At 40.3% G+C, this 26,416-nt stretch carries 21 protein-coding genes; 12 read left to right on the forward strand and 9 right to left on the reverse strand.

Annotation, left to right across the window (positions count from 1 at the left end):
• Positions 1-259: two-partner secretion domain-containing protein (locus tag UYK_RS24480; protein WP_040469540.1), on the reverse strand; the 259-nt coding region annotated here is incomplete at its 3' end.
• A gap of 91 nt (positions 260-350) precedes the next feature.
• On the opposite strand from UYK_RS24480, the gene UYK_RS0122585 reads away from it, so the two are divergent.
• A complete protein-coding gene (locus UYK_RS0122585) occupies positions 351-968 on the forward strand; it encodes a nitroreductase family protein (RefSeq protein WP_009456828.1) in 618 nt (205 codons plus the stop codon).
• Positions 969-1,025: 57 nt separating this feature from the next.
• On the opposite strand, the gene UYK_RS0122590 is transcribed toward UYK_RS0122585, so the two are convergent.
• Together UYK_RS0122590 and UYK_RS0122595 are read right to left on the reverse strand one after the other, a co-directional pair.
• A complete protein-coding gene (locus UYK_RS0122590) occupies positions 1,026-1,889 on the reverse strand; it encodes a DUF6671 family protein (protein WP_016872210.1) in 864 nt (287 codons plus the stop codon).
• Between the two features lie 210 nt (positions 1,890-2,099).
• On the reverse strand, positions 2,100-4,040 hold the full coding sequence (locus UYK_RS0122595; protein ID WP_016872211.1) for a protein phosphatase 2C domain-containing protein: 1,941 nt from the start codon (positions 4,038-4,040) through the stop codon (positions 2,100-2,102).
• A 195-nt stretch (positions 4,041-4,235) separates the two neighbouring features.
• Between UYK_RS0122595 and UYK_RS0122600 the strand changes: the two genes are divergently transcribed.
• Entirely contained in the window at positions 4,236-4,694 is a 459-nt protein-coding gene (locus UYK_RS0122600; RefSeq protein ID WP_009456826.1) for an NfeD family protein, read from the forward strand.
• 124 nt (positions 4,695-4,818) lie between these two features.
• The gene (locus UYK_RS0122605) at positions 4,819-5,826 is read left to right on the forward strand and encodes an SPFH domain-containing protein (protein ID WP_009456825.1); all 1,008 of its coding nucleotides are present in this window, start codon (positions 4,819-4,821) and stop codon (positions 5,824-5,826) included.
• A 61-nt stretch (positions 5,827-5,887) separates the two neighbouring features.
• On the opposite strand, the gene UYK_RS0122610 is transcribed toward UYK_RS0122605, so the two are convergent.
• Entirely contained in the window at positions 5,888-6,286 is a 399-nt protein-coding gene (locus tag UYK_RS0122610) for a Fur family transcriptional regulator (protein ID WP_009456819.1), read from the reverse strand.
• Between the two features lie 143 nt (positions 6,287-6,429).
• Between UYK_RS0122610 and purS the strand changes: the two genes are divergently transcribed.
• The 3 genes from purS (at position 6,430) to UYK_RS0122625 (ending at position 7,892) form a co-directional block, all read left to right on the forward strand.
• Positions 6,430-6,708 carry a phosphoribosylformylglycinamidine synthase subunit PurS gene (gene purS, locus UYK_RS0122615; RefSeq protein ID WP_009456818.1) on the forward strand — a complete coding sequence of 93 codons (279 nt, stop codon included), beginning with the start codon at positions 6,430-6,432 and terminating at the stop codon, positions 6,706-6,708.
• A gap of 203 nt (positions 6,709-6,911) precedes the next feature.
• Complete coding sequence (gene purQ, locus UYK_RS0122620; RefSeq protein WP_016872212.1) at positions 6,912-7,592, forward strand: phosphoribosylformylglycinamidine synthase subunit PurQ; 681 nt, start codon at positions 6,912-6,914, stop codon at positions 7,590-7,592.
• Between the two features lie 96 nt (positions 7,593-7,688).
• The gene (locus tag UYK_RS0122625; RefSeq protein ID WP_016872213.1) at positions 7,689-7,892 is read left to right on the forward strand and encodes a hypothetical protein; all 204 of its coding nucleotides are present in this window, start codon (positions 7,689-7,691) and stop codon (positions 7,890-7,892) included.
• An 85-nt stretch (positions 7,893-7,977) separates the two neighbouring features.
• Here UYK_RS0122625 and UYK_RS24485 read toward each other — a convergent pair whose 3' ends face one another.
• Entirely contained in the window at positions 7,978-8,259 is a 282-nt protein-coding gene (locus UYK_RS24485) for an ImmA/IrrE family metallo-endopeptidase (RefSeq protein ID WP_016872214.1), read from the reverse strand.
• A 250-nt stretch (positions 8,260-8,509) separates the two neighbouring features.
• Entirely contained in the window at positions 8,510-9,211 is a 702-nt protein-coding gene (locus tag UYK_RS0122635) for a Uma2 family endonuclease (protein ID WP_009456811.1), read from the reverse strand.
• Positions 9,212-9,435: 224 nt separating this feature from the next.
• On the opposite strand from UYK_RS0122635, the gene hflX reads away from it, so the two are divergent.
• From hflX to gshB, 4 genes are all read left to right on the forward strand, one after another.
• Positions 9,436-11,178 carry a GTPase HflX gene (gene hflX / locus UYK_RS0122640; protein ID WP_026086562.1) on the forward strand — a complete coding sequence of 581 codons (1,743 nt, stop codon included), beginning with the start codon at positions 9,436-9,438 and terminating at the stop codon, positions 11,176-11,178.
• Between the two features lie 548 nt (positions 11,179-11,726).
• On the forward strand, positions 11,727-12,656 hold the full coding sequence (locus UYK_RS0122645; RefSeq protein ID WP_009456808.1) for a hypothetical protein: 930 nt from the start codon (positions 11,727-11,729) through the stop codon (positions 12,654-12,656).
• Positions 12,657-13,601: 945 nt separating this feature from the next.
• A complete protein-coding gene (grxC, locus tag UYK_RS0122650) occupies positions 13,602-13,874 on the forward strand; it encodes a glutaredoxin 3 (RefSeq protein WP_009456807.1) in 273 nt (90 codons plus the stop codon).
• A 112-nt stretch (positions 13,875-13,986) separates the two neighbouring features.
• Positions 13,987-14,955: a glutathione synthase gene (gene gshB / locus UYK_RS0122655; protein ID WP_016872216.1), complete on the forward strand. Its 969-nt coding sequence runs from the start codon at positions 13,987-13,989 to the stop codon at positions 14,953-14,955.
• A 566-nt stretch (positions 14,956-15,521) separates the two neighbouring features.
• Here the strand turns inward: gshB and ftsZ are convergent.
• The 3 genes from ftsZ to UYK_RS0122675 form a co-directional block, all read right to left on the reverse strand.
• Positions 15,522-16,814, reverse strand: coding sequence for a cell division protein FtsZ (ftsZ, locus tag UYK_RS0122660; protein WP_009456805.1), 1,293 nt, complete (start codon positions 16,812-16,814; stop codon positions 15,522-15,524).
• Positions 16,815-16,870: 56 nt separating this feature from the next.
• Positions 16,871-17,074, reverse strand: coding sequence for a hypothetical protein (locus UYK_RS0122665; protein ID WP_231936197.1), 204 nt, complete (start codon positions 17,072-17,074; stop codon positions 16,871-16,873).
• A gap of 881 nt (positions 17,075-17,955) precedes the next feature.
• A complete protein-coding gene (locus UYK_RS0122675) occupies positions 17,956-18,819 on the reverse strand; it encodes a cell division protein FtsQ/DivIB (protein WP_009456802.1) in 864 nt (287 codons plus the stop codon).
• 965 nt (positions 18,820-19,784) lie between these two features.
• Here UYK_RS0122675 and UYK_RS0122680 point away from each other — a divergent pair.
• Both UYK_RS0122680 and UYK_RS0122685 read left to right on the forward strand, forming a co-directional pair.
• Positions 19,785-21,131, forward strand: coding sequence for an ATP-binding protein (locus tag UYK_RS0122680; RefSeq protein ID WP_009456801.1), 1,347 nt, complete (start codon positions 19,785-19,787; stop codon positions 21,129-21,131).
• Between the two features lie 136 nt (positions 21,132-21,267).
• Positions 21,268-26,358 (forward strand): WD40 domain-containing protein, encoded by a 5,091-nt coding sequence (locus tag UYK_RS0122685; protein ID WP_009456800.1) that lies wholly within the window; start codon positions 21,268-21,270, stop codon positions 26,356-26,358.
• Positions 26,359-26,416: the final 58 nt, after the last annotated feature.

Genomic DNA, 26,416 nt, shown 5'->3' on the forward strand with positions numbered 1-26,416 from the left:
TGGAGTGCGTAGGTAGTTCATAGAAAGCCGTGTCACCTGTGGGAATGGAAAATTCTTGAAAGTTATGGAATAAGTTGCTACCCGCTTGGGTTCCGCCTGTGATGTTGAAGGTGTTACCGTCTTTGGTGACGTTGGAGTTGTTTGGTAAAGTGCGATCGCCAGTAATTTGACCAAGGGCATAATTTGCAGAGAAAAGGTGGGTAATAGCGATCGCTACACCCAAAAACTGATTCCAACGACTACTCCCAAAACCAGTCATTTTCTCTCCCTAGCTCCATAGCAGTAGTATCAGTATTGAGTACTATCTAGGATATCAAAGTCAAAGTATTGATTTTATAGGATAGTAAACTATGGAAAAGCCTGCTAATTCCCAATATCCAATTCATCAGTTGCTACAAAAACGCTGGAGTCCTCTGGCATTTTCTCAACAACCAGTTGAAAAAGAAAAGCTTTGTAGTTTACTAGAAGCTGCGCGCTGGGCTGCTTCTTCTTATAATGAACAACCTTGGCATTTTATTGTGGCGACTCAAGAAAATCCCGAAGAATTTAAACGTTTGCTGAGTTGTCTAGCGGAAGGAAATCAAGTCTGGGCGCAACATGCACCTGTGTTGATGCTGTCGGTAGCAAAACTTTACTTTGAGAAAAATCACACTGAAAACCGTCATGCATTTCACGATGTCGGTGCAGCAGCTTGTAGTTTAGCAATTGAAGCAACTTCTCTCGGTTTATTCATCCACCAAATGGCAGGATTTGATGTGTCTAAGGCACGGGAGTTGTACAATATCCCTGAAGGCTATGAACCAGTAGCAGCGATCGCAATTGGGTATCCAGGTGAACCGGAAGCGCTGCCTGAAAAGTACCAACAGCGTGAGTTTGCTCCCCGTCAGCGCAAGCCTTTAGAAACTTTTGTGTTCACTGGTAGTTGGGGAAAGACTTCGCCTGTGATTTCGCTTGATGAAGCAAAGTAATGTCTGATGTGAATTGTTGCTATGGCAATAATACCTATCAGAGATTATACTTTGGTATTAGGGGTTGCAATAATTGCAATTCACTGGTTCGGCGTATTCACTTCCATCTGGAAATAATTCTTCTTGAGTGAAACCACATTTTTGACATTGATATATGACTGCGCGAGTTAGAGAAGTTGGCATGTAGCATAAAGCACAGGGCAACCCCCTAATTCTGCTTGTAATTGTAAAACCTGGCATAGAACATTCTGGACAGCAGCTATTAATTTTTCTTAATAAATCGCGCGTGGCTTTTTCAATATTTTTCATGCGTGTAGGGTTATGCATTGCCCGCATATCTGTTTCTAGATGTGCTTTGCCAGTGGGTGAATTTTTCAAAACAAAATTTACAGCTTCTATGAGTTTTTCTTCTGAAGTAATTCCTTTAATTACTTCAGTTTTATCATTTGGTAATTCGTCAAACATGACCACTAAACCATGTTCAGGAAAACCAACTTTTTGAGCAAATTGAAAAGCTTGCTCAACACTCTCCACAACTAAATGATTATGATTAGTGTTTGCAGATAATTCTTCACCAACAATTTCTAAATTATGTATTTGATCCAATAAAAGAACAACTTCGCGATTGCTAGAAATAAAAGGAATTTCAGGGTGAGGGCCAAAACTACCTTCACTCGCGATCGCTAAACTTTCACCAGTTAATTCTAAAGCTTTTTTTGCTTTCAATCTCGCAGCTTCAACTTGATTTCCTGGACGTTTCACTTCTCTAGTAAACGTACCAAAAACATCAGTATCAAAATCCTCCGGTACTACCACCTTCATTCGTAATTCTGCTTCCAAAATTGGAGCAATTACTCTTTCTTTTTGATGTTTAGTAGCAAGTACAGCAATTCTGTTGTTAAATAACGCCTGCTTTAACATTGCTTACCCCATAATCATAAATCAAGGTGCGTCACCTTGCCTCAAGGCACGCCAGAAAATGCAAAAATCACCAATTACCACTCAGTCTCCAACGGAAGATTTCTCTGTGTCCCCTGAAAAAGCTACCATAGATCTCCTGCCTGAATCCTAAAATCTACGCCTGATTTTTAATTCCTTGCCCTTGAAAGCCACGTCCCCATCTCTGTTGTCCTACTTTCGGGGTAGACACAGTTGTTGCACTCTTTGGGGAAGTCGTCTACACATTTGCTGCAACGTTTGTGGCTGCAATTGTTGCCAAGCAAATAATCCTACTGTTGCACCTCCTAGCAACAAAGCCAGTAATCTCAGCAGTAAAACCAAAGGTTTACGCTGACGTTGGGTTGTATTAGAAGTTTCGCTGATTGGTGAAATGTCTAACTCCAGCAATACTTGCGAACTTTCTGCTAACTCAGATTCTTCTAGTTGTGGTTCTTCTGGGACAATTTCTACTTGTTTTTCTTCGACAAGTTCTATTTGCAATTTCTTTTGAGTAACTGGAACCAAATAATCTGGAGAAAGGCGATAATGGGCAAGCACTACAGATACATTGTCACGACCATTTTTCTGATTTGCCAGTTTAATCCAAGCATGAACTGCCTCTTCTAAAGTCAGTTCCCCTGTGAATACTGGTGCAGAGTAATCTCGCCAAGCTTGTTCTACTAAATTATTGTCACTCAAGCCATCGGAACACAACAATAATATACCGTCTTCTTCCAAAATAAAGCGCTGAACCAAAGGACGAAGTAATTCACCATGTTTTGTTCCTAAAGCTTGGGTGAGGGCAGTAGCATCTGGGCGTTGCAACGCCTGGCGATAGAGACTGCGAGCATGGCATACTTCCCGTGTTGCTACATCATCATCAACTGTGAGTAGCTGGCAGTAGTTACGGGTAATCCAGTAAGCACGACTATCACCCACATTAACTAAATAAAGTTCGTGGGCATTGTCTGATTGCCACCCAGCAGTAGTTTGAATGCGTTGCGGGATTTGGGCAGCCATAACAATGGTTGTAGCCATGCGTTGAGTGCCTGTACGTTTTTGTTCGTCATTACAATTGCAAATAATGTTGTTGATTACCCGTAAACTCGCTTCTAACTGTTGTTGCAATAAATCTGGCGGTACAATCTCGGCTTGTTCGGTAACTTCTTGTAATAAAGCCCGAATTTGCAGTTTCACTGACTGTACTGCTAATTGACTGGCAACTTCACCGCCTTCATGCCCGCCAATACCATCGCAAACGATCGCTACTCGTGGTAATAATGAATCGGCGATCGCATTGTTGTTATGAGGATAGCAAGTATCTTCATTTTGTATCAGTGCTTCTGGCCCTTTATCGGTTGCACCTGCTACTTTGATGCTTAAAGGTAATTCCGCCGCAGACGCCAATAATAAACCATTCAGTTGAGCAGCAATATCTTTTAACTCTGCCTCACCACTACACATTTGTTGGACTATTTTTTGCAAGTCTCTTGCAACTTGGCTTTTGGCAGTAACTACCAAAGGCTGCCAACACTCTCCCAAATGCTTTATACTTGGCTGCCCTGACTGTTGAAGTTGTAACAACCGCACACACCAACCTTGCACCCTTAAATTATTTGGTATTAGCAAACTAGTTGCTACTCCCAGTTCTGACAAAGGCTGCCACAATTGCAGAATTTGCCATAGCCAATAAACTTGTCTAACTGCCGTTGCTTGCTGCCATGCTTTTGTTAATGCTGAGTAAAGGTTTCCTGCTTCATCTATAGGCACATTTTCCAGCAAGAGAATATCATCTGCTGCTTCTGTTTGAGAACGAACAAATCCATAAACCTGAGGTAGGTGTAACCGTTGTTGATGTAACCGCAGGTAAGGAATAATTTCTTTTGGTATTGTGCCAGGTATGTCTGGTAACTTTCCTGGTTGAGTATCCAGCCAAATCCGAGGTGCAATCACCTCATATCTATCAGCTACTTTTTCTCCTTGCAAAATTGTACCTGCTGATGAGCCAATTACCCAAAGATAACGGTGAATGAGGGGAGTTTGACAATTTGCACAAACACGGTTACCCACAGGGTTGGTTGGGTGAGTACAGATAGGATTAGGACAATTAATGATCCGTTGAGTCGAAATCATGCAAGTGTAAATATCTAGGTAAATTGATAGGTGAAGTTCGATTAAATTGAGCTGCCAAAAATTGAAATGTTAGACTAGACTAGATTTATTGGTTTACTTTTAACACTAGTTAATTAAAAGTTGAAAATTTTTACGTAAAAAATTTTAGTACATCACAAGAAATAATTAAATAAATATAATGTTTAGGATGGCGCTATGCCAATTTCTACCGCAATGTGGTTGTCGAGTTCTACCCTCATCTGGCTGCTGGTAGGAGCAGGTTTGTGCTTAATAGAACTGTTTTTGCCAACGGCTTTTGTAGCTTTGATGATGGGAATTGGCGCCTTTGTAGTGGCGCTACTATCTCCAGTGATTTTAGGAAAATTATGGCTGCAATTAGTGGTTTGGCTACTGCTTTCTGTGGTGCTAATTGTGCTTTGTCGTCGTTTAGTGACACCAGTGCGAGGCAAGTCCAAACTTCAGGATGCAACCACTGCTGAAACTTTAACAGAAATACCACCTGGAAAAGCAGGAAGAGTATTATACGAAGGCAACTCTTGGCGGGCGCGGTGTTACGATGACCATTTAGCGATCGCACCTAATCAAAGAGTATATGTAGTCAGGCGCGAAGGGACAACTCTAATTGTCATGCCGGAATATTCTTCAATTCAATAGTTAGTGGTTGTTAGTTGTTTGTTGGTGGTTAGTAATCACTGAACATTTAACAGTAGTTAATAAAATTTGATAACTGATAACTGATTTATTCATGCCAACTTACTTAAAATTTAGGAGATAAATCATGGAACCTTTGTTTTTTATTATAAGTTTAGTTTTAGGTGGTTCTGTAGTTGCAAGCTCTGTGAAAGTAGTCAATCAGGGCAACGAAGCTTTGGTAGAACGTTTAGGTAGCTATAATAAAAAGTTAGAACCAGGACTGAACTTTGTTGTTCCTTTCATGGATAGAATCGTCTTCCGTGAAACTATCCGAGAAAAAGTTTTAGACATTCCCCCACAACAATGCATTACTCGCGATAACGTCAAAATTACCGTTGATGCAGTAGTTTATTGGCGCATCGTCGATATGGAAAAAGCTTATTACAAAGTGGAAAATCTCCAAGCCGCGATGGTGAATTTGGTGATGACACAAATTCGTGCGGAAATGGGCAAACTAGAACTAGATGAAACCTTTACCGCTCGTTCAGAAGTAAATGAGCTTTTATTGCGAGATTTGGATATTGCTACCGATCCTTGGGGCGTAAAGGTAACGCGGGTAGAACTAAGAGACATTCTTCCATCCCAAGAAGTGCAGCAGTCGATGGAATTGCAAATGTCGGCGGAAAGACGTAAAAGAGCAGCAATTTTAACTTCTGAAGGTGAACGAGAATCAGCTATTAACAGCGCCAGAGGTAAAGCAGAAGCACAAGTTTTAGAGGCTGAAGCCCGTCAAAAAGCAGTGATTTTGGAAGCAGAAGCTCAACAAAAAGCCCTAATTCTCAAAGCCCAAGCCGAACGCCAGCAACAAGTTCTCAAAGCCCAAGCTATTGCTGAGTCTGCGGAATTGATCGCCCAAAAAATTAAAACCAACCCCACAGCGCCCAAAGCCTTAGAAGTTCTGTTTGCTTTGGGCTATTTAGATATGGGCACAATTATCGGTAAAAGCGATAGTAGCAAAGTTATGTTTATAGATCCACGCACAATTCCTGCTACCCTAGAAGGCATACGCTCCATTGTTTCAGATGTCCCAACAGATTCTAACCAAATTTTAGATAACCAAACGTCAAACATAAATACTAATGGTCTTGGCTGAGATAATTCCGAACAAGGTACAACTGGCCAGATTCCCCAATCCAAAATCCAAAATCGGATAACTATTCCATCGCAGCTTGAGCCATATGGCATTGTTTACACAAACCAAAAAACTCTAAGGTATGGTAAAAGATTTTAAAATTATGGGTGACTTGCAATTGTGTTTCTAGTTCATGGACTGGACACTGATTAATGGGAATCGAAGTACCACATTGCAGACAGGTGAGATGATGCTTATCTTGCTGCGCTAAGCTATAAAGAGCTTCACCGTTAGCCAATGTCCGCACTTGCACCATACCTTCCAGTTTTAAGGCTTCTAGAGAGCGGTAAACTGTTGCCAGACCCATACTTTGGTCGCGGTTACGCAGTTCGACGTAAATATCTTGGGCAGAAATACCTTGTTTGATGGATTTGAGAAGATTCAGAATCCGCTCTTGGCTGCGGGTACGTATAACTTTCATAGACACTATCTTGAAAATAGGAGCAAGGGTAAAGCTATGTCTTGGCTAACTTATAGCTTAACGTCGATAACTTGTAATCTTTATTGTCGCTGAAGTGCAACATAAAGATATAGTATGAGCGTAGCAGCATTCAGCGAAAGTCAGTGCAAAGAAAGTATCGAGCCAAAATTTTTGTCACACTCCGTCCTTCAGTTTTAGATCCTGCTGGTGTAGCAGTGCAATCTGGGCTGAAACAGTTGGGATACAAGAACGTGGAACAAGTGCGGATTGGTAAGTATATAGAAGTCACCCTGATTTCACCAGATGAAAATTCTGCGCGTCAAAATCTGGATCAGATATGTGATCAAATGTTAGCAAATCCAGTAATTGAAAATTATCGCTTTGAGTTGATAGAAGTGGAATCACAGACGGGAGTGATTTAACAGTAATCAGTTATCAAATTATATTAATCCTTGTGGCTGGTATTGTTCACTGTTTCCTCATGGCTAATACCTTTTCAGAAAATTTTGATACAAATCTTCCTCAAATCTCCCCATTCTGTTTGTTTCCTACCGCCGCCAAATGTATCAAACTTGTAGTGAAACGGTATAACTATTAACCTCTATCTACCAACTCTTGACTAAAAATGAAATTTGGTATTGTTGTTTTTCCAGGTTCTAATTGCGATCGCGATGTTGCTTACGTTACCAGGGACATCTTAGAGCAACCAACTCGCATGGTTTGGCATCAAGATAGGGATATCGCTGATTTAGATGTGATTATTCTCCCTGGTGGATTTAGCTATGGTGATTATCTGCGCTGTGGTGCGATCGCTCGTTTCTCACCCGTGATGCAGCAAGTCATCGAACATGCACAAAAAGGTAAATTTGTCCTCGGTATTTGTAATGGTTTTCAAGTATTAACTGAAGCAGGACTCTTACCAGGAGCCTTGACAAGAAATCGGGATTTGCATTTTATTTGCGATCGTTCTCCCTTGAAAGTCGAACGCAATGATTTAGCTTGGACACAAGCTTACTCTAGTGGTGAAATTATCACTTTACCGATTGCCCACGGAGAAGGACGATTTTATGCAGATAGACCGACATTAGCAGAACTAGAAGATAACGGTCAAATAGTGTTCCGTTACCAGGGTGAGAACCCGAACGGCTCGCTGAAAAACATCGCCGGTATTTGCAATGCTACAGGTAATGTCTTAGGGATGATGCCCCACCCAGAAAGGGCAGCAGATCCCGCCCTTGGTGGTACAGATGGGTTGAAGTTGTTTGCTGGTTTGTTAGAAAAAGCAGTCGTAGCAGCAGGAGTTTAGTACATTAGTACAAATTTAAGCCTGTGGATAGGGTATTCCTCGTGTTTGCGAATCTAAGCTGAGGTGTATTCAGTTACGCAAATCTAGGAAATTATAATGTCCAGTGGACACGCCAGCCATAAAGGCACTGCTGCTAAACCCAACATCAACGCCAGTGGACTCACAAATGCTGCTGACGATGCTACGGAAAATCCTCAAGAAGTTGTAGGAAATCGTACCGATTCTTCGAGTAGAACGGATGAAGCGACGGTAAATCCTGCTGCTATTGAGCGTCCGCAAGAATCGGATGAGCAAGAATAGGATTTGGTAAATTTTCGGTAGGGGCGCACAGCTGGCTGTGCGCTATTACACAACAGTTATTCTCAAAAAAATATTCAGATCCAAATTATTTTTTACACATAGGCGCAGCCTTTCCTAAGTAAATTGTCTTGTCAGCCGGATGAAGGATAATCCAATTTAGCTGTTTTAGACGAGTTGTCAGATTAGATATTGTTACACCTAAATCCTTTTGCATTGCATAAAGGTGAGACCATTTAGTTAAATCACGTTCTGCTACCATTTGTTCCAGAATATAACGAGGCATTAGCAAATAACTAGCAAAACTTTGAGCTTGCCGTTCCATTTTTTGTAATTGACCAGTAACAGCACGACACAAAAAAGGTTGCATATCTATTTCAATACTCTGTTCTATTCGTTCTTCAAACTTACCAGCAGCCTTCTGATCAATATGTAGTTCCCAATGTCCTAATTCATGCGCTACTGTCTAACGCTCTTGCATCATGGAGCCTTGAAAGAACCTCGCTTACCTATGCCACTCTATGGATCTGACCGTATGGCTTATCTGCGGTTACAAGGTATTCGTCCTAGCGTGATGGAAGGCGATCGCCAATTTTGGTTATAGTTCAATATATTTAACGCTAAATTGCATCTGGATCGATATTTAACTCTCGCAATTTAGCAGCCAATCTTTCTACTCTACTGAGTGCTAATTCTTTCTGTTGGCGTTCAAATTCAGCCTCTTCTTCAGGTGTTGGAACTAACTTGCTTTCAGGGGTAAAAAAACGCAATAAACCTTGATGAATACCTAGATATAAACCTAGCTGCTGACTCCATAAATGCCCTTGATTATTTGCTTTTAAGGGTTGATACTTGCCGTCTACTAAATGAAAACCAGCGAATTCTAATGTGTATGGATCGAACCAAAAATAATCGGGTGTGCGGAAGGTATCTTGGTAAAGTTTTTTCTTGAATTCTTTATCAGTATTGGCTGTGGATTCAGAGAGAATTTCCAGGATTACATTTGGATATTTGCCGTCTTCTTCCCAAACTACCCAACTTTTACGAGTTTTGCGTTCAGTGTCTAGCACAACAAAAAAATCTGGCCCCCGGAAGTCTTCTAATTTACTTTTATTGAGGCTGTAGTAAATAGTCAGATTGCCAGCAGCATAGAAATCAGTTCTGTCTCGCCACAACCATTTTAGACATTTAAGTAAGAGCATGATTTGCTCTAGATGCAGTTCACTTTCCAAAGGAGGCTCATCGCTGTATAAATCACTTGGGGGAAGGATAACATCTTCTGGGATGCCTTGAGGAGAGTCTAATTCTTTGGCGAGGGACATGGTTTGGGCATCAGGTATTTATGGATTTATTTTATCGTTGTCACGGTGGAGCGATCGCATTTGCTGCTCTAGTAGGTTGGAAAGCCACCCATAACTAAAGTTTTCATTGATATAGTATCACCTTCTGCCCTCTGCCTTTTTTTGTAAGAGTTTTGACATCAAAACAGTATTGTAAAATAGAAAGAGTAGGATTCGGAGGACCAGTTCACTGGTCAAAGACGCTTATCGAGACTATTTTCGGTAATCTTCAGGGTTTAAAGTCCAGCCAGCTCAAGCAACTGCAGCGGCTGTATCACCAACGCATTCCGAGCGATCGCATCACTACGCCGGAGTTTGCCCAGCGTTTGGCAGCTATTAGTACAGAAATCAATCAACCTGTATGTACCTATCTCAATCGTCGCGGACAAGTAATCCGTGTCGGGGTAGGTACTCCGCGTCAAACGCAAATTCCACCGTTGGAATTGCCCCGTTACGGTGCGGAACGACTCAGCGGTATCCGTTGTATCGCCACGCACCTCAAATCAGAACCGCCTAATGAAGCGGCACTGACATCGATGGCATTACAACGGCTTGATGCATTAGTTGTAATAAATATTACAGGAACAGGATTTCAAAAACGGGGTGGTGGGGCTACAGGATACGTCAAAGAAGCATATGTAGCACACCTGACATCACAAGAGTCCCGCGCCTTAATTACCAGTCCTTCTTTGAAGGTAGCAAATGGCAATGTCCCATCCCCAAGTTGGAACGTATCACCACCAATGAGTCTGGATGCACTGGCAAAACAGGATTTAATTGATTTAGTAGAAGGACTGGAAGAAGATTTCCGGCGGGAATTTGTCGCCCAAGAAGTAGACACTGACCACGATCGCGCGGTGATAGTTGGAGTGATGACCGATGATCTGTCATCCCAACAATTCCATGACATCGTGGCAGAATTAGGACGATTAGTGGATACTGCTGGTGGGGAGGTATTGCAGACTTTATGGCAAAAGCGATCGCGCATTCATCCCCAAACAGTAGTTGGTGAAGGTAAAGTACAAGAAATAGCCCTCACAGCCCAAACTTTGGGAGCTAATCTTGTAGTCTTTGATCGCGACCTTTCACCTTCCCAAGTCCGCAACCTAGAGACTCAAATTGGTGTCCGAGTCGTTGACCGCACAGAAGTAATTTTGGATATCTTTGCTCAACGCGCCCAATCTCGTGCTGGTAAATTACAAGTAGAACTAGCACAGTTGGAATACATGCTGCCACGGCTAAGTGGCCGAGGACAAGCCATGTCTCGACTCGGTGGTGGTATCGGTACTCGCGGTCCTGGTGAAACTAAATTGGAAACCGAACGACGTGCGATTAGTCGTCGTATTTCTCGTTTACAGCAAGAAGTTAACCAGTTACAGGCCCATCGAGAACGGTTGCGACAACGGCGACAAAATCGAGAAATTCCTTCTGTAGCTTTGGTTGGTTATACAAACGCAGGTAAGTCTACTTTACTGAATGCCTTAACAAATGCCGAAGTTTACACCGCCGACCAATTATTTGCTACCCTTGACCCTACCACACGCCGCTTAGTTGTTCCCCATGCAGCAACTAATGAACCCCAAGAAATTCTCATTACAGATACCGTAGGTTTCATCCACGAATTACCAGCATCGTTAATGGATGCTTTTCGTGCCACTTTAGAAGAAGTTACAGAAGCAGATGCCTTAATACATTTAGTAGATTTGTCGCATCCAGCTTGGTTAAGTCATATTCGTTCAGTAAGGGAAATCTTGGCTCAAATGCCAGTCACCCCTGGCCCAGCACTGGTTGTTTTTAACAAAATTGACCAAGTTAGTAGTGAAACTCTAGCTCAAGCAAGGGAAGAATTTCCTCTAGCAGTATTTATTTCTGCAAGCAAGCGCTTGGGATTAGAAACTCTGCGTCAGCGTCTTGGTCAATTGGTGCAATACGCTACTTCCTCTCGGTAAATATATAACTTTATCCCATGTTCAAAATTCTCACTGCTTTAAAACAAAGCTCAGGAGCCATATCATTTCACGTTGCTTATGTAAATGCTCTAGATGTAGAGCGGTTTTATTCGCGTCTCTACAAAACTTAATTTGTATCAACCATTTTGTGAACCCAAATTAGGCTAGGTCGAATATAAATATCTACTTTAAAAAAGTCCGCTGATGTGGACTTTTTTTATTAGTGTGAGTACTGAATTTTGCAATATTAACGGACTTGATATCAACTGATAATTTTTAATCTCGAATTTTTCTTGATATTTATTTGCTTTGTATCTTTATTAATTAAGTACTTTCACGGGAAGTAAATAATTGAAATATAAATTTTTTATATTTGCATTCATATCTATCAAATTTAAACAACTTTCAAATATATGAATTTGTCAACAAAATGTGGAAAAAACGGAAGCCAAAAGAACTAATAAACAAGATAATTGATTACGCCATAAAAATGGGGTGCATATGAACAAAGGGATTATTCATTGAAAAACTTGCAAGGAATATATACGATGCACAAGCTTTGGGGAAAAATAGTTTTTGGAATATCTACAGCATCACTAGTGGGACTTTATTGTTTAAGCTTTATGCCTTCAGCCTTAGCAAAAGGCAACGGTAATGGCAACAGTCAAAACAACACTACCACTAGTTCTAATAACGGAGGTGGTAACGGCAACGGTAACAATAACAACCAAAGCAACAATACCTCAACTACTACTAGTTCCACTACCACTAGTTCTAATAGTGGTTCTACTCAGTCTCCCAGTAGTACTTCCACTGCTTCCTCTGACTTTAGTTCTATAGTTTTTAACCTAGATTGCGTTATTTCTGGGACAGTGGGTAATAATAGCTATTCTGGCAGCAACTGTACTAACGCTGGTGTATCTTTTGGAACGTTAACTATTAAGCAAAACCCTTTTGATTCTACTAAAGTCGATGTAGTGATCGATTTAGCAGGAAATAACGTCCACAAGATTTTGGATGTTAGTTTAAATTACGACGATAGCAAGTTTCAGAACAATGCTTTTGAGGTGTCGTCATCTTCACCTTATGATGTAAAAAGTTTTAATGTTGCTGAAAACAGTATCAAGGCTGGCCCCTATAGTGGGTTAGACTTGAAGATTAGCCCAAAAGCAACTGGCCCAAGCAATGATGGCTTTACAGCTACTATCTCGCTAGATGCTTTTGATCTCAACCCGGAAGACTTCAATTTTCAAGATCAGCTCAATAAAATATTTGCGGCAGTTCATATAGGTAATTATGGGAATGACCCTGGAGTTTCCGGTGGTAATTCTATTTGGGTAGGGGCAAGTTCTTATTACAAAGCTCCACCTCCACCAGTAAAAGTACCTGAACCTGGTGTGACAGGCGCTTTAGGTTTATTTGCTGTAACTACTTTGGGACTGATGAAGAAAAACAAACAGTTTCGTCACCAAAATTAAATTACACTGTTTAATTTTGATGGTTTTAAATAACGTGAGTTGGATAGATTTCATGAGACTAACATCCCGCTCTCAAAAAAACTTGGGACGCAGGATGAAAACCCAATTTCACAGTGATCAGTGGTTGAAGCAGTTTACTTACAGACAAGTTGATTGCTTATTCTGAGAATATTTATCGAACTCATATTCAATATAGGCTTAGATATGCATTAGCATTTTTAAGCCTATTTTATTTTGTATAATTACACCTACTAGATAGTAATATTTCTTGGCTCAGTTTGATTTGTCTACTCTTACATTTGGACAAGTACTATATTTTATAATCCTTATTACTTTCATAAAGCTGATGTTGTGGATTACAAAAAAAATCATATTTGCAAGTTCTCTCTGCTAAGAGGCTCAAATGTAAGATGCTAAAGGCTAGCTTAGCTCATTACCTCTAGATTTATCTAGCGGTAAATACTGAAAATATTTTTTGTGGCTCATAAATTTATATCGGTGCAATTGCTGAGGTTGACTGTACTGAAACTCGAATATTATCAGTTTGTTACGCTACTAGATGCAATTCAATATAAGTTTTACGGGCTAAGTGTTTGGATGAGCTTGTTACTATTGTTTTAGCAATAAACTCACCAGCAAATGCCCTTATATAAATTATAAACTATAATGTAAGTTAAATATTTATAGCTATATTTTTAGTTAAATAGTCTTTTGAATTAAGAATATTCGTAGGTATTTGTCGATTAAGTTTTACTAAATTGAGAAATCAGATACCCAGATAAAACATTAATTAATTTCATGTATTAAGTTTCTACGATTCACAAAGTCTAAAATTCAAAATATTAGCCTTGCATCTGCTCTGAATTGACAAAAAACATGATGAAGCACCCAGAGCCAGCAATAACATTCTAAAATTTAAGAATTATTAAATAAAGTTGAGGACTTATGGCTGCAAAAGTAGAAATTTACACTTGGAGTACTTGCCCATTTTGCATCCGTGCTAAAAGCTTACTGAAGAGGAAGGGGGTCGACTTCACAGAGTACAACATTGATGGAGATGAGGCTGCACGGGATAAAATGGCTCAAAGAGCTAATGGAAGACGCTCTTTACCACAAATTTTCATCGATAATGTTCACGTTGGTGGTTGTGATGACATATACGCTTTAGATGCCCGAGGACAGCTAGATAATTTATTAGCTTCCGGCAATAGCGTATAGATGTAAGAGTTCGATGGTGTTTTGCTGGGGGCGATCGCAAAACTTGTTTAACCATCAGGGGATAGTCTAAATTAAGTGACTGTGGAATTTGCTGGCAATTGAGGCAGAAAGTGTGAAACTGGCTTTTATTATTGATCCCATCCAGACTCTTGACCCTTGTCACGACACAAGCGTCGCATTAATGGAAGCAGCCCATGTCATGGGACATGAAGTCTGGATAACTCAAGCGAATTTACTAAGTGTAGTAGCAGGAAAAGCTTGGGCCATTTTAGAACGAGTGGAACTCATGCCTATTGAATTAGTGGAAGGACGCTGGGTAGCAGCAAGTCCTTGGTACAAAATAGGCAAACGCATTTATGTTTCTTTAGAAACAATGGATGCCGTGTTTATGCGGACAGATCCACCTGTAACAGCTTCCTACCTCTATGCCACCTATATTCTGGACTACATTGACCAAAACAAAACCTTGGTAATCAATAGTCCCAGTGGCATCCGAGGGGCAAACGAAAAAATGTATGCCCTCCAATTTACTAAGGTAATACCAGAAACCATTGTCACTGCTGATAAACAAACTATCCGAGACTTTGTGGAAGCAAAAGGCACAGCAGTTCTCAAACCACTAGGTAATAAAGCTGGTGAGGGAATTTTAATTTTGCAACCGAGCGATCGCAACCTCAATTCCATCATCGAACTCAGTACTCTTCAAGGTCGAGTACCCGTCATGGTACAAAATTTTATCCCAGAGGCGAAAGAAGGAGACAAACGGATTATCCTCCTAGATGGCAAACCAATTGGAGCAGTTAATCGTCTTTCTGCTAGTGGTGAATTTCGTAATAACATGGCGACTGGGGGTACAGTTGCCAAAACCGAAATTACCCCAAAAGAATACGAAATCTGCTCCGAAGTTGCCAAAATATTACGTAAAGATGGCTTAGTTTTTGTCGGTATCGATGTAATTGGTGGCTATCTGACCGAAGTCAACGTCACTAGTCCTACTGGAATACGTGAAATTGACCGATTAGACGACACTCGTCTTGGTCATTTGGTTATTCGCTGGGTCGAACAGACAAAAAATTTATAAATTATTAATATGAATTATGAAATTTTTTAACGTTCATAATTCATCCTTCCTCTGTAATTTCCCTTGCACCCTGGTAAACCGAAACAATAATTACAAATAATATAGGGATTTACAGTAGCATTCGGTACTAAAATTCAGACTGCCAGTTAAAAATAGTTGTGTGCTGAAAGACTACAAAAGTTAAACAAGTCTACCATCAACAATAATTATCCCAACTCAAGACGATATTAAGAGACATTGATCGACAACCAAAACAAGTGCGATCGCTTTCGTTTTTGACAAACACACTGGGTATTTTAAACAAGCTGACTCTAGCCGAAGCTAATTTCAGTCTTTGGGATGGGTAGATGAATTGAGTGACTAATTGGCTGTAACAAAAATGGCAACTGAATTGCTGATTCCAATTCCTAGTATTAACTAAGGGAATTAGAAATAATACCAAATAGGGATAAATAGTGTTATTTGAGATTATTGGCATAGCCTTTTGGCAAAGACTCTCAATCCAAAATCCAAAATCTAAAATCCAAAATTGGTATGAGCAGCCAGAAAGCCAATCGCTGATCATCTTAATTACGTGGTGGTGTCCGCTTTCGCAGAAAATCAGGAATATCCAACACCGAACCTTTTTCTTTTGGTTCTGGAGTTTGTGTTGGTGGATTAGGCGCAGGAGGTTGCTGCATTGGTCTTCTTTGTGGTGGCGGTTGTACTACTCGTCCTTGGGTAACGTTAGGTTGTTGTGCAGCTGGGGCTTCACCAGTAAATCCAGTCGCAATCACGGTAAGTCTCACTTCACCTTGGAGTCTGTCATCAATCACCGCGCCAAAAATAATATTGGCGTTGGGATCAACCACTTCATAGATTGTTTCAGCAGCAGCATTCACTTCGTGCAGAGTGAGATCGCTACCACCAGTGATGTTAAAGACAACACCCCTAGCACCCTCAATTGAACATTCGAGCAATGGTGAAGAAATCGCAGCGATCGCTGCTTCTCTGGCTCTAGATTTTCCAGAACCAATACCGATCCCCATCAGTGCTGATCCTGCATCGGCCATAACTGCTCGCACATCTGCAAAGTCAACGTTGATCAAACCAGGAATGGTAATAATATCGGAAATGCCTTGTACCCCTTGCCGCAGCACATCATCTGCATAGCGAAAAGCTTCTTGCATCGGTGTTTGTTCCGGGATAACTTCTAGTAACTTGTTGTTAGGAATGATAATTAGTGTATCTACCCTACTTTTGAGTCCTTCGATTCCTTGTTCTGCTTGGCTGATCCGGCGGCGTCCCTCAAAGATAAAAGGACGTGTAACTACACCAACAGTAAGAGCGCCCATTTCTTTGGCTACTTCTGCCACAATCGGAGCCGCACCTGTACCAGTTCCACCACCCATGCCGGCGGTAATAAATACTAAATCAGCACCATCTAGAGCCGTCGCAATCTCGTCCCGTGATTCCTCGGCAGCTTTTTGACCAATAGCAGGATTACCACCTGCTCCCAGCCCCCGTGTCAGTTTCTGCCCTATTTGTAGTCGGCTGGGAGCTGCTGCCAAAGTTAAAGCTTGAGCATCAGTGTTGATAGACCAAAACTCTACTCCACTTACATCTGATGCAATCATGCGGTTAACAGCATTACTACCACCGCCACCGACACCAATCACTTTAATGTTGGCGACTCGACCAGGAACAATGTCACCTATTCGGCTTTCTTCACGCTCAATTTTCTTGCTGTCATTATTTTGCCCAAAGCTCAGCCCTGAATGATTAAACGGATTGGTGGAATTAACAGCCAGTGAGAAAGCAGACTGTCCTGAAGATTGAGAGTTTTTATAGGTAAGTCCTTGGTTATTATCAAGTGTCATTGGATTCACAAAGGTAGATAAACGACTTTTTAAGGTGCTATTCACCTAAGAGTCAACTATAGTGTGACGCTGCCATCAACAATATGACATTGTTCTTTCTTGTTCTCCATACTTCCAACCCTTTCAGGATGAGAGTTAGGAAACTTTGTTATGGGATAAGCCATCAAGGCACCTGTTTGCACAACTAATTCTAGAGAAGTATACCTACTATTTACCTGAAATTGACCTGTGTAACTTCCACCAGACATTAATATATTCACTGCTTTTTTACCGATTTGACTCGGTATACCTTTGGTAACCCCAATAACTTCTGCCTTTTGCTGCTATTGCTTTATATTGGTCATCAATTTTACATCTGTGAGCAGAATTTTTTTCTTCAGTTGCTGAAAATACTAAATCCATTTGGTATAAAATATTCAACATAAACAAAGAAAAACAATCCCAAAAGCTAGAAATAAATAGATGTAGGTTAACAAATTGCATGGATTTAAAGTTTTTAATTATACAATGGTTTAGGTTTAGCGATATTATATACGTAAAATACTGGGCTAATTGTGTTACCTGGCAACACGGGTCATAGCGCGTCTGTTCTGGGTTAGTGATATGTTTAATAGGATTCACCATTGGGGATAATTGCAACTTAAGACACAAAATTTGTCTTAATAATTTATTTATCAATGCTCAAAACAGAAACAACAGAAAATAATGTTTGTTGTGGTTGACTGAGATTTTGAAACATTTGATTGATTTACTGTTTTACTTAACCTTAATTAAAGCACCCACTCGACAGGAAATTGTCTAAGGGTGGTTAAAAGTAATACTTTACCCACATAAGTTAGCAGGTAGTAAAAAGAACTTCACTATAGCAAGTATTATGCTAAAATGAGGAGTAGACAGGTAAAAAATACTTTTAGGCAAGACGCCATAGGTAAACAACCTAACACCTTCCACCCATCATTTAGATGTTAGGCAAATAACCATGAAAGTTCTTACTGTCTAAAGAGAGGTTTTGCAACTAATCCTCCAATTCAATTAGAAGTTAATGCCGATTTTTACATAGACGTCTCGGAAAACCCAACTTAAATAGTAAATATATTTTTTTGAACACAAAACTTCTTTGTTGGCTAGGATGAATTTGATATCAAACACGCTGATTTTTTTTGGTCTGTTTGGAAATTGGTTTACTGTTTTTTTGGTTCATTTGTACTAGTAAATGTTCTGGATTTTTCAGATCAATGTACTCTATGTCATTGGGATTGAGTTGTGAGGGTAGATTGCGGATCTGGGCAAGCACCTTAATTTGTTCTGGTAACTGGGGACTTGGAGTACCAAGATGTACTAAACCTAGTTCTGTTTTTAAAATTAAATTTGTTGGATCTTGCCAATCTATTTCCGTTACTTTTAAGGAAGTTTGACTTATCGCTTCATAAAAATCACTCCAGTAGGGACGGTATTGTTCTGGTGATCCGATCACTTTTAAAGTAGGTAGTTTAACTTTAGAGTTGAGGGAAGTAAAATTCTCTAAAGGTATCCATACGCCATGGGCATCTATTAATCCCATGATTACTTTTGTATTGCCATTTTTACTTTTATCTTGTTCTCGGCGTACTTGAGCGATCGCTACTGGTGTTCTTTCCTGAAGTTGGACTACCAATCCAGGAGGAAACAAACGACGACTGACGGTGGCTTGGGCAATACTTGGCTGCTGCTGTAAAGAACGAGCAATCTTATAAGGTTCAATCCGCCACAAAGATTGAGGATAAGACAGCATCAGTAGAGACTGAACCTCCTCGTCTGACAGTAATTGATTTCCTGAAATCACCACATCTTTAGGAGTTTTGAGAACCCAAATAGGTTGAATTGCTATCCACAGCAAACCACCAGCCAAACTAGTCACAGCAATAGTTCGCCAAATTGCTTGAATAAATTTGATCTGGCGCTTTTTGCGTAACTTCTTACGGCGTCCTGCAAGGATTGTGCGGGAAATCGATACTATACCAGCCATTCAAACCTCTGCCACACTCTTAATCCAAGTCGTGATTGCACATCTGTAACATTCAATAATTTTAGTCAAAGCTGACTTTCCAACACTGTACAGCAACAAAAATAAGATTTTAGTAGTTAGCTATTGTACATTCATAAAATTTGGAATTTGGAATTATCTGCAAATCTGGACATTGAACTTATGTAGCCTTGTCTTACAGATAATACTCATCACTTCAGCAATAAGACTAAAAATAATTATTGACATTTTGCTAATTATATGTAACGAGCAAAATTCAGAACAAAGTGCGAAACCGAAATTATACTCTGATTTTGCATCTGCCAGAGAATTATCTACTATCAAGACTGCTATTAAAACAATCCTTCCTGGATAAACACGCTTTATGTTCATTTGTGTCTGGGAAAAGGTAAAAGATGAAGGCGCACTCGCCAATAGGGTGGTAGAGTGAAATGTTTCTCCCGATTTCTTCACTATCAAGCTTTCCCCTTTAACCAAAAAGTATTGGCTAATAAAGTGTTTACCAGTATAATATTTTACTTTAAAAGAACATTTGTTTTAATTATTGCGAAAAATAAAAATAGACATATATACTGTAATCTGGTTGACAAAACATAGTCAAAATAATAACTAGCTCATGAAATAACTGATTAATATACCTCTGTGACTATTTTTGAATACCTGTTGTCGCTGCTACAACTAAGGGCAAATTTGCTGTCTCGTTTATTTCACGCTAAAACTGGTGCATAGACTTACATTAGTTCACCCGTGAGCAAAATTAGAGATTGTCAAAATCTCAACAACAGGTGTAAAAAAGACAGAATACAATCAACCATCAGGGATGATAAAATTCCTACCATGCTACGGACTTACTGATGGCAAAACATGCAACAAAGAAGTCTAGTGCATACCTTTATAGGAAGGTAGGGATTATTTGTATCTTAATATACAAATAAGACTGCATCTACATGAAAACAGCACTCAATTTACAACGTTTTTATCAAGCCTGTAATCCTAGTAAAACCCTGGTAATGGGTGATGCGGCGGATCGGCAATACTACATAGACTTTTCTGATGTACGTGGTTGCAAAATTGTAGAGGAGCTACAACGCACAATAGTTCGTATTTCTCCAGACGACCCGACTTGTCAGTTGTTTACAGGTCACATTGGTTGTGGTAAATCAACGGAATTACAACGCTTAAAGACAGAACTAGAACTGGCAGGATTTCATGTCGTTTATTTTGAGTCTAGTCAAGATTTAGACATGGCGGATATTGATGTCAGCGATATTTTGCTGAGTATAGCCCGTCAAGTCAGCACTAGTTTAGAAGCGATTAATATCAAAGAGAAATCAGGTTACTTTAGCAATCTGTTTAGAGAAATTGGAGATTTTTTACAGACTCCGATAGAGTTATCAGCAGAAGCGGAATTGTCTTTAGGTATCGCGAAAATTAGCGCAAAAACAAAAGATAGCCCGCAATTACGCAATCAGCTGCGGCAGTACTTGGAACCACGCACCAATAGTATTTTGCAAGCAATCAACGAAGAATTGCTAGACAAAGCTGTTCAACAGTTGAAGCAGCGTGGTCAAAAAGGATTGGTAGTGATTGTCGATAACCTGGATCGAGTCGATATGCGCCCTTTAGCTTCGGGGCGATCGCTACCAGAGTATCTTTTCATTGACCGAGGCGAACAGTTACGCCGCCTCAAATGCCATGTAGTCTATACTATCCCCCTGGCATTAATTTTTTCTAATGAGTACGAAACACTCAAAAATCGTCTTGGGGGTGGTATCGCTCCGAAAGTCTTGCCAATGGTACTTGTGCGCCAAAGAGATGGTAGTGACTACGAACCAGGAATATCTCTATTACGGCAACTAGTACTGACAAGAGCTTTTCCTGAAGTTCCCTGGAATACAAGGCTAAGTTTAATCACAGAGTTATTTGATCACCCCCAAACTTTAGATCGTCTATGTCGCATCAGTGGTGGTCATATTCGTAACTTATTAGGGCTGTTGTACAGTTGTCTGCAACGACAAGATCCACCCTTTTCTCAGAGTTGTTTAGAAGCAGTCATCAAAGACTATCGTGATGACCTGCTATTAGCAATTGATGAACACGTCTGGGAATTGCTATTAGAAGTAGTTAATCAACAGAGTGTCAAAGGCGAGTCTGATTACCAGATATTGCTACGAAGTATGTTTGTCTTTGAATACCGTGATACTACAGGACGTTGGTTTGGTATTAGTCCAGCGTTAGCAGAAACAGAAAAAATTCTTGCTTGGCAGCAAAGCCAGTTTATTCACAACTCATAACTACACTTAGGGTGGGTGTAAAGGGATGAAGGTATGAGGGTGTAAGAGAAAAATTGTTCAGCAAAACTCAAAAATTCAATCATCCTCCTATACCCCCACACCCCTATACCCCTATTTCTTGACCCTAATTTGCAATATGACAGAGTGGAAATTCACAGCTGCTGAGAACGCCAGCGAAAATCAGCGTTCTTTGCAAAGGTTGATCCGGGCGATCGCACTCTCCAAAGGTCAATTTGCTCTTATTTTAGTGCGATGCAATTACAGGCAGCTAAGGGAACAAATGCTAGAGAATCTCCGTTCTCTAACTCAGGATATTTACTTACGAGAAATTTTTCTTTCGACCTCAGTTACTGCTCTGCACGCCACTATTGCTTCAGAATTATTTTTAGATAATCCTGCTGTCATTACAGATTGTTTACCATCTGCTGTGATGGTTTTCGGTTTAGAGACAGTCAGCGCTTTGGAAGATTTATTAATTGGTATCAACCAAGCACGAGATATCTATGCTGATAGTTTTCCGTTTCCTTTAATATTGTGGCTGAAAGACGAAGTAGCAACATTATTGTCAAAATTAGCACCTGATTTTAGGAGTTGGGCAGCAACTACGATCAAATTTGAAATGGCAAAAGAAGATTTGATTGCTCTAATTAAGCAGCAAACAGAATCTTTATTTGCCAATATATTAGCAGCAGGAGCAGAACAGTTTTTATCTAATGCCGCCCTTGATTTAGATCCTAAATCTCAGCAACGCCACGAAATAGAGTCAGCACGTCATGACTTGCAAACACGCTATGGTGTCAATTTAGAACCAGAGTTAGAAGCAAGTCTCGAATTTGTTTTGGGACGCGATCGCTATGCCAATGATGAAATTGAAGAGGCCTTAGATTATTTTCAACATAGTTTAGAGCTTTGGCAGCTTTCTTTAGATAGGGAGATGGGGAAAACCGGGGGTAGGGGTATCTCATCACCCCATCACCCCACCACCCCATCACCCCATCTTCTTCGTCAGGCTGTAGTACTCTTTCATCAAGGACTGTGCTATCGCCGGATGGCGGAATTACGTCCTGCACTCAACAGAAGGTATTGGCAAGACGCACTCTTTTGGTTTAGACAATGTCTGGAAGTCTTGGAAAAAGCAGAAAGACAAGATTTAGTAGCCAAATTCATTTTGTCAGCTTGCGAAATGTTACAACGTTTACAAGCTTGGAAGGATTTGAAAGAATTAGCTCTCAAGTCTCTAGAATTGCATCGAGTTTATGGTGATAAAGCCCAAGTTGCTCAAGACTACGGCTTTTTAGCTGCTGTGGCTGCTTCTGAATCGAATTGGACAGCGGCCCATGAATTAGCCAATTCTGCGCTTTCTATTGCCGAAGAAGCGCCAAAAGTTTCGCGTCAACAGGAAAGTTCCTATCTGCTTTTATTGGGACGCACCCAACGACAAATGGGTGAGTGGGAAGAAGCAGTCAATAACCTAGAGTGGGCGAAGGTTGTTTGTGAACCACAGTATGAACCATCGCTGTACTTGGAGATTGTAGATGAGTTGCGATCGCTATACTTTTTTGAACGCCATGACTATTTAGAAGCATTTAATCTCAAACAAGAAAAAATTAAAATTGAGCATCAGTATGGCTTTCGTGCTTTTATTGGTGCTAGTCAACTACAGCCACAACGTTACAGACTTAATTCCGCTTTCCAATCACAAACAAGCACGAACTTTCCCGAGGAAATCGCCCAAGAAATTGCTGCTTCCGGGAGACAGCAAGATATCAATCGTTTGATTGAAAGAATTACCCGCGCAGACTGTAAACTCACGGTTATTCATGGCCCTAGTGGTGTTGGTAAAAGCTCAATTCTCAAAGCTGGATTAGTACCAGCTTTAAAACAAACAACTATCGGAGAACGCAATCCTTTACCGATTGTTTTATCTGTGTATACAGATTGGCAAGCAACTTTAGGGCATAGTTTAAACCAGGCGATCGCCCAAACAGAAATTACTATTAGTAGTGAATTTTCACATAAAATTATTATTGAGCAATTGCAGTCTTTAACTGACCAAAATTATACTATTATTCTAATTTTAGATCAATTTGAAGAATTTTTCTTTGTCAATAAAAATAAATTGGCAAGAATAAAATTTTATCAGTTTTTTAGTGAATGTTTAGATATTGCATTTGTCAAAATAATTTTATCGTTAAGAGAAGATTATTTACATTATTTATTAGAATTAGAACGTCTGTGTAATCAGAATAATGAGTTTGGTTGTAAGTTAGACGTAATCAATAAAAATATTCTTGATAAAGATATTCGGTATTACTTAGGAAAATTTTCTAGAAAAGATGCAATCGGTGTCATTCAAAGTTTAAATCAACGTTCTTATTATGGATTAAGTCATGAGCTAATAAACCAAATAGTACATGATTTAGCAGGAGAATTTGATGAAGTACATCCGATTGAATTACAAATAGTCTGCGCGCAACTGCAAACAGAAAATATCACTACAATTGAAGAATATAAGCGTTGTGGTGGCTCTAAGAAATTAGTACAACGTTGGCTAGAAGAAGTCATCAAAGATTGTGGTCGGGAGAACGAACAATTAAGCTGGCAATTATTGTTTGAGTTAACTGATGAAAAAGGTACACGACCGATTAAAACAAAAGTTGAATTAGTAGCTACATTGGTCAAAGAAAAAGGTGGGGAGGTTGGGAAATTGGCAGGTGGGCAAAGAACTTCTCCCCGTCACCCCATTAGCCCAGATCGAAATTCCCACCATACCATAACCAATATAGAAATGATTTTAGATATATTGGTCGGTAGTGGATTAGTATTGCAGGTCAAAGAAGAATCAGGCGATCGCTATCAGTTGGTTCACGATTATTTAGTGGAGCCAATTCGTCAAAAAAAGAAATATGGGATGGTAGCTGAACTTGCCAAAGTCAGATTTGAAAAAACCAGAGCAGAAGTAGCCCAGAAACTCAGTCAAGAACAGCTGAATTTAGTTTTACAAAAACGACTACGAGAGGCACGTATAGCAGGTTTAGTCTTGGCCATGATGGCAGCAACAATTGCCGGGTTATGGTGGCAAGCTGACTTACAAAAAAGAGCAGCTATTCGCGAAACTAGGCGGGCAGAACGTAGCGAGACTAACTTGAAAATTAGTGCCATCACTGCTTCCTCAGAAGCTTTATTTGCTTCTAATAAAGAATTTGATGCTCTTTTGGAAAGTTTACGAGCATGGCGGAGGCTCAAGCAAGCAAATGGAGTAGAACCAGATACCCGAATGCGGGTAGTAACAGCTTTACAGCAGGCAGTATATGGAGTCACCGAACTCAATCGGCTAGAGGGACATAATGATATTATTTGGGGGATTGCATTCAGTCCTGATGGCAAATTGCTGGCATCAGGTAGCCGCGATCGCACTGTAAAATTATGGCGTCCTAATGGTACATTACTCCAAACATTAGATGCTCACAGTGATGCGATTACGGGTATAAGCTTTAGTCCTGACGGTAAAACTTTAGCCTCAACCAGCCGCGACAAAACAGTCAAAATTTGGCATCTTAATCCAACAACAGGAAAATTTGATCCACAAGCAGATAAAATCCTACAAGGACACAGAGATTGGATTTTTAGTGTTGCTTTTAGCCCGGATGGAAAATTATTAGCTACAAGCAGTAAGGATAGAACTGTTAAGCTATGGCATCGGGATGGAAAATTAATCAAAACACTGCTAGGACATCAAGGTTGGGTTAACTGGGTAAGCTTCAGTCCTAATGGTCAGTTTCTTGCCTCAGCCAGTGACGACAAAACAGTCAAAATCTGGCGACGAGACGGTAAATTAGTGAAAACTTTGTTAGCAAATGAAGAAGGAGTAACAGCCCTAGCTTTCAGCCCTAACGCTCAAGTACTAGCAACAGCAGGTCGAGACAAAACAGTCAAACTTTGGCGTTTGGACAAAAATGGTAAAAATGGCTATAATTTCCATCTTGATAAAACTTTGCAACAACACAATACAATTGTTTGGAATCTCAACTTTAGTTCTGATAGCCAACAGCTAGCTTGTGCCGGTGATGACAACAGTGTATACCTTTGGAAAATCAATGAAAAAGGTGAATTTGAGAATCGACCTTACAAAACCTTTAAAGGACACAGTGATGCTGTGGTGAGTGTAGTTTTCAGCCCGGATCAAAAGCTCCTAGCATCTGCCAGTTATGACAAAACAGTGAGATTGTGGAGTCTAAATGCGCCAACATTGCCAGTCCTTCAAGGTCATAAAGACCGAGTTTTGAGTGTCGCTTGGAGTCATAGTGGCGAACTGTTAGCTTCTGGTAGTAAGGATCACACTGTCAAACTCTGGCAACGTGACCCCAATAGCGGTAGAACTCGCTTGTATAAAACTCTAGCTGCACACACTGATAGAGTTCCTAGCGTCAGTTTTGACCCCAAAAATCAAATGCTAGCCTCTGGAAGCTATGATAAAACCGTGAAATTATGGAGTCTAGATGGTCATCTACTCAAAACCCTACATGGACATAGTGATAGTGTCATGAGTGTTAGCTTCAGTCCAGATGGGGAGTTGTTAGCATCGGGTAGTAAAGACCAGACAGTGAAACTTTGGAACCGTGAAGGTCGCTTGGTTAAAACCCTAGTAGGACATCACGGTTGGGTCAATAGCGTCAGTTTTAGTCCAGATAGTCAGATTCTCGCTTCAGCTAGTGATGATCAAACAGTGAAGCTTTGGGGAAAAGATGGTAATTTGTTGAAAACCTTCTCACCTCATGACAGTTGGGTTTTAGGTGTAAGTTTTAGTCCTACTGATCATTTACTGGCTTCTGCTAGCTGGGATAACACTGTCAGACTATGGCGTTCTGACGGTAGATTATTGAAAACCTTGTTAAAGGGTTATAGCGATAGTGTTAACTCTGTGACTTTTAGTCCCAATGGTGAAATTCTTGCTGCTGCTGGTTGGGACAGCACAGTGAAACTCTGGAGTCATGATGGCAAATTGATTAAAACTCTCAATGGACATCATGCTCCGGTATTAAGTGTTAGTTTTAGTCCTGATAGTCAAACATTGGCATCTGCTGGTGATGACAACACCATTATTCTGTGGAATTTGGACATGAATAACTTACTATCGCGTGGTTGTAACTGGGTAAATAATTATCTTCGATACAATCGCAACGTAGATCAGCACGATCGCTCCCTCTGTTATGGGGTCAAGAGTTAGTTGTTAATAGTTGGTTGTTGGTTGTTAATGGGTGGTAGTTAGTGGCTCACTACTCCCC

The sequence above is a fragment of the Fischerella thermalis PCC 7521 genome (genome assembly GCF_000317225.1).
GTDB lineage: Bacteria > Cyanobacteriota > Cyanobacteriia > Cyanobacteriales > Nostocaceae > Fischerella > Fischerella thermalis.

Excerpts from the sequence above, each read along its gene's own strand:
- UYK_RS0122675 (WP_009456802.1), bottom strand. The coding sequence starts at position 18,819 with ATGGCTGGTATAGTATCGATTTCCCGCACAATCCTTGCAGGACGCCGT.
- UYK_RS0122600 (WP_009456826.1), top strand. The coding sequence starts at position 4,236 with ATGCCAATTTCTACCGCAATGTGGTTGTCGAGTTCTACCCTCATCTGG.
- UYK_RS0122645 (WP_009456808.1), top strand. The coding sequence starts at position 11,727 with ATGCACAAGCTTTGGGGAAAAATAGTTTTTGGAATATCTACAGCATCA.
- UYK_RS0122605 (WP_009456825.1), top strand. The coding sequence starts at position 4,819 with ATGGAACCTTTGTTTTTTATTATAAGTTTAGTTTTAGGTGGTTCTGTA.
- UYK_RS0122585 (WP_009456828.1), top strand. The coding sequence starts at position 351 with ATGGAAAAGCCTGCTAATTCCCAATATCCAATTCATCAGTTGCTACAA.
- grxC (WP_009456807.1), top strand. The coding sequence starts at position 13,602 with ATGGCTGCAAAAGTAGAAATTTACACTTGGAGTACTTGCCCATTTTGC.
- ftsZ (WP_009456805.1), bottom strand. The coding sequence starts at position 16,814 with ATGACACTTGATAATAACCAAGGACTTACCTATAAAAACTCTCAATCT.
- UYK_RS0122595 (WP_016872211.1), bottom strand. The coding sequence starts at position 4,040 with ATGATTTCGACTCAACGGATCATTAATTGTCCTAATCCTATCTGTACT.
- UYK_RS0122680 (WP_009456801.1), top strand. The coding sequence starts at position 19,785 with ATGAAAACAGCACTCAATTTACAACGTTTTTATCAAGCCTGTAATCCT.
- UYK_RS24485 (WP_016872214.1), bottom strand. The coding sequence starts at position 8,259 with ATGCAACCTTTTTTGTGTCGTGCTGTTACTGGTCAATTACAAAAAATG.
- UYK_RS0122590 (WP_016872210.1), bottom strand. The coding sequence starts at position 1,889 with ATGTTAAAGCAGGCGTTATTTAACAACAGAATTGCTGTACTTGCTACT.
- UYK_RS0122635 (WP_009456811.1), bottom strand. The coding sequence starts at position 9,211 with ATGTCCCTCGCCAAAGAATTAGACTCTCCTCAAGGCATCCCAGAAGAT.
- UYK_RS0122610 (WP_009456819.1), bottom strand. The coding sequence starts at position 6,286 with ATGAAAGTTATACGTACCCGCAGCCAAGAGCGGATTCTGAATCTTCTC.
- UYK_RS0122685 (WP_009456800.1), top strand. The coding sequence starts at position 21,268 with ATGACAGAGTGGAAATTCACAGCTGCTGAGAACGCCAGCGAAAATCAG.
- purQ (WP_016872212.1), top strand. The coding sequence starts at position 6,912 with ATGAAATTTGGTATTGTTGTTTTTCCAGGTTCTAATTGCGATCGCGAT.
- UYK_RS0122625 (WP_016872213.1), top strand. The coding sequence starts at position 7,689 with ATGTCCAGTGGACACGCCAGCCATAAAGGCACTGCTGCTAAACCCAAC.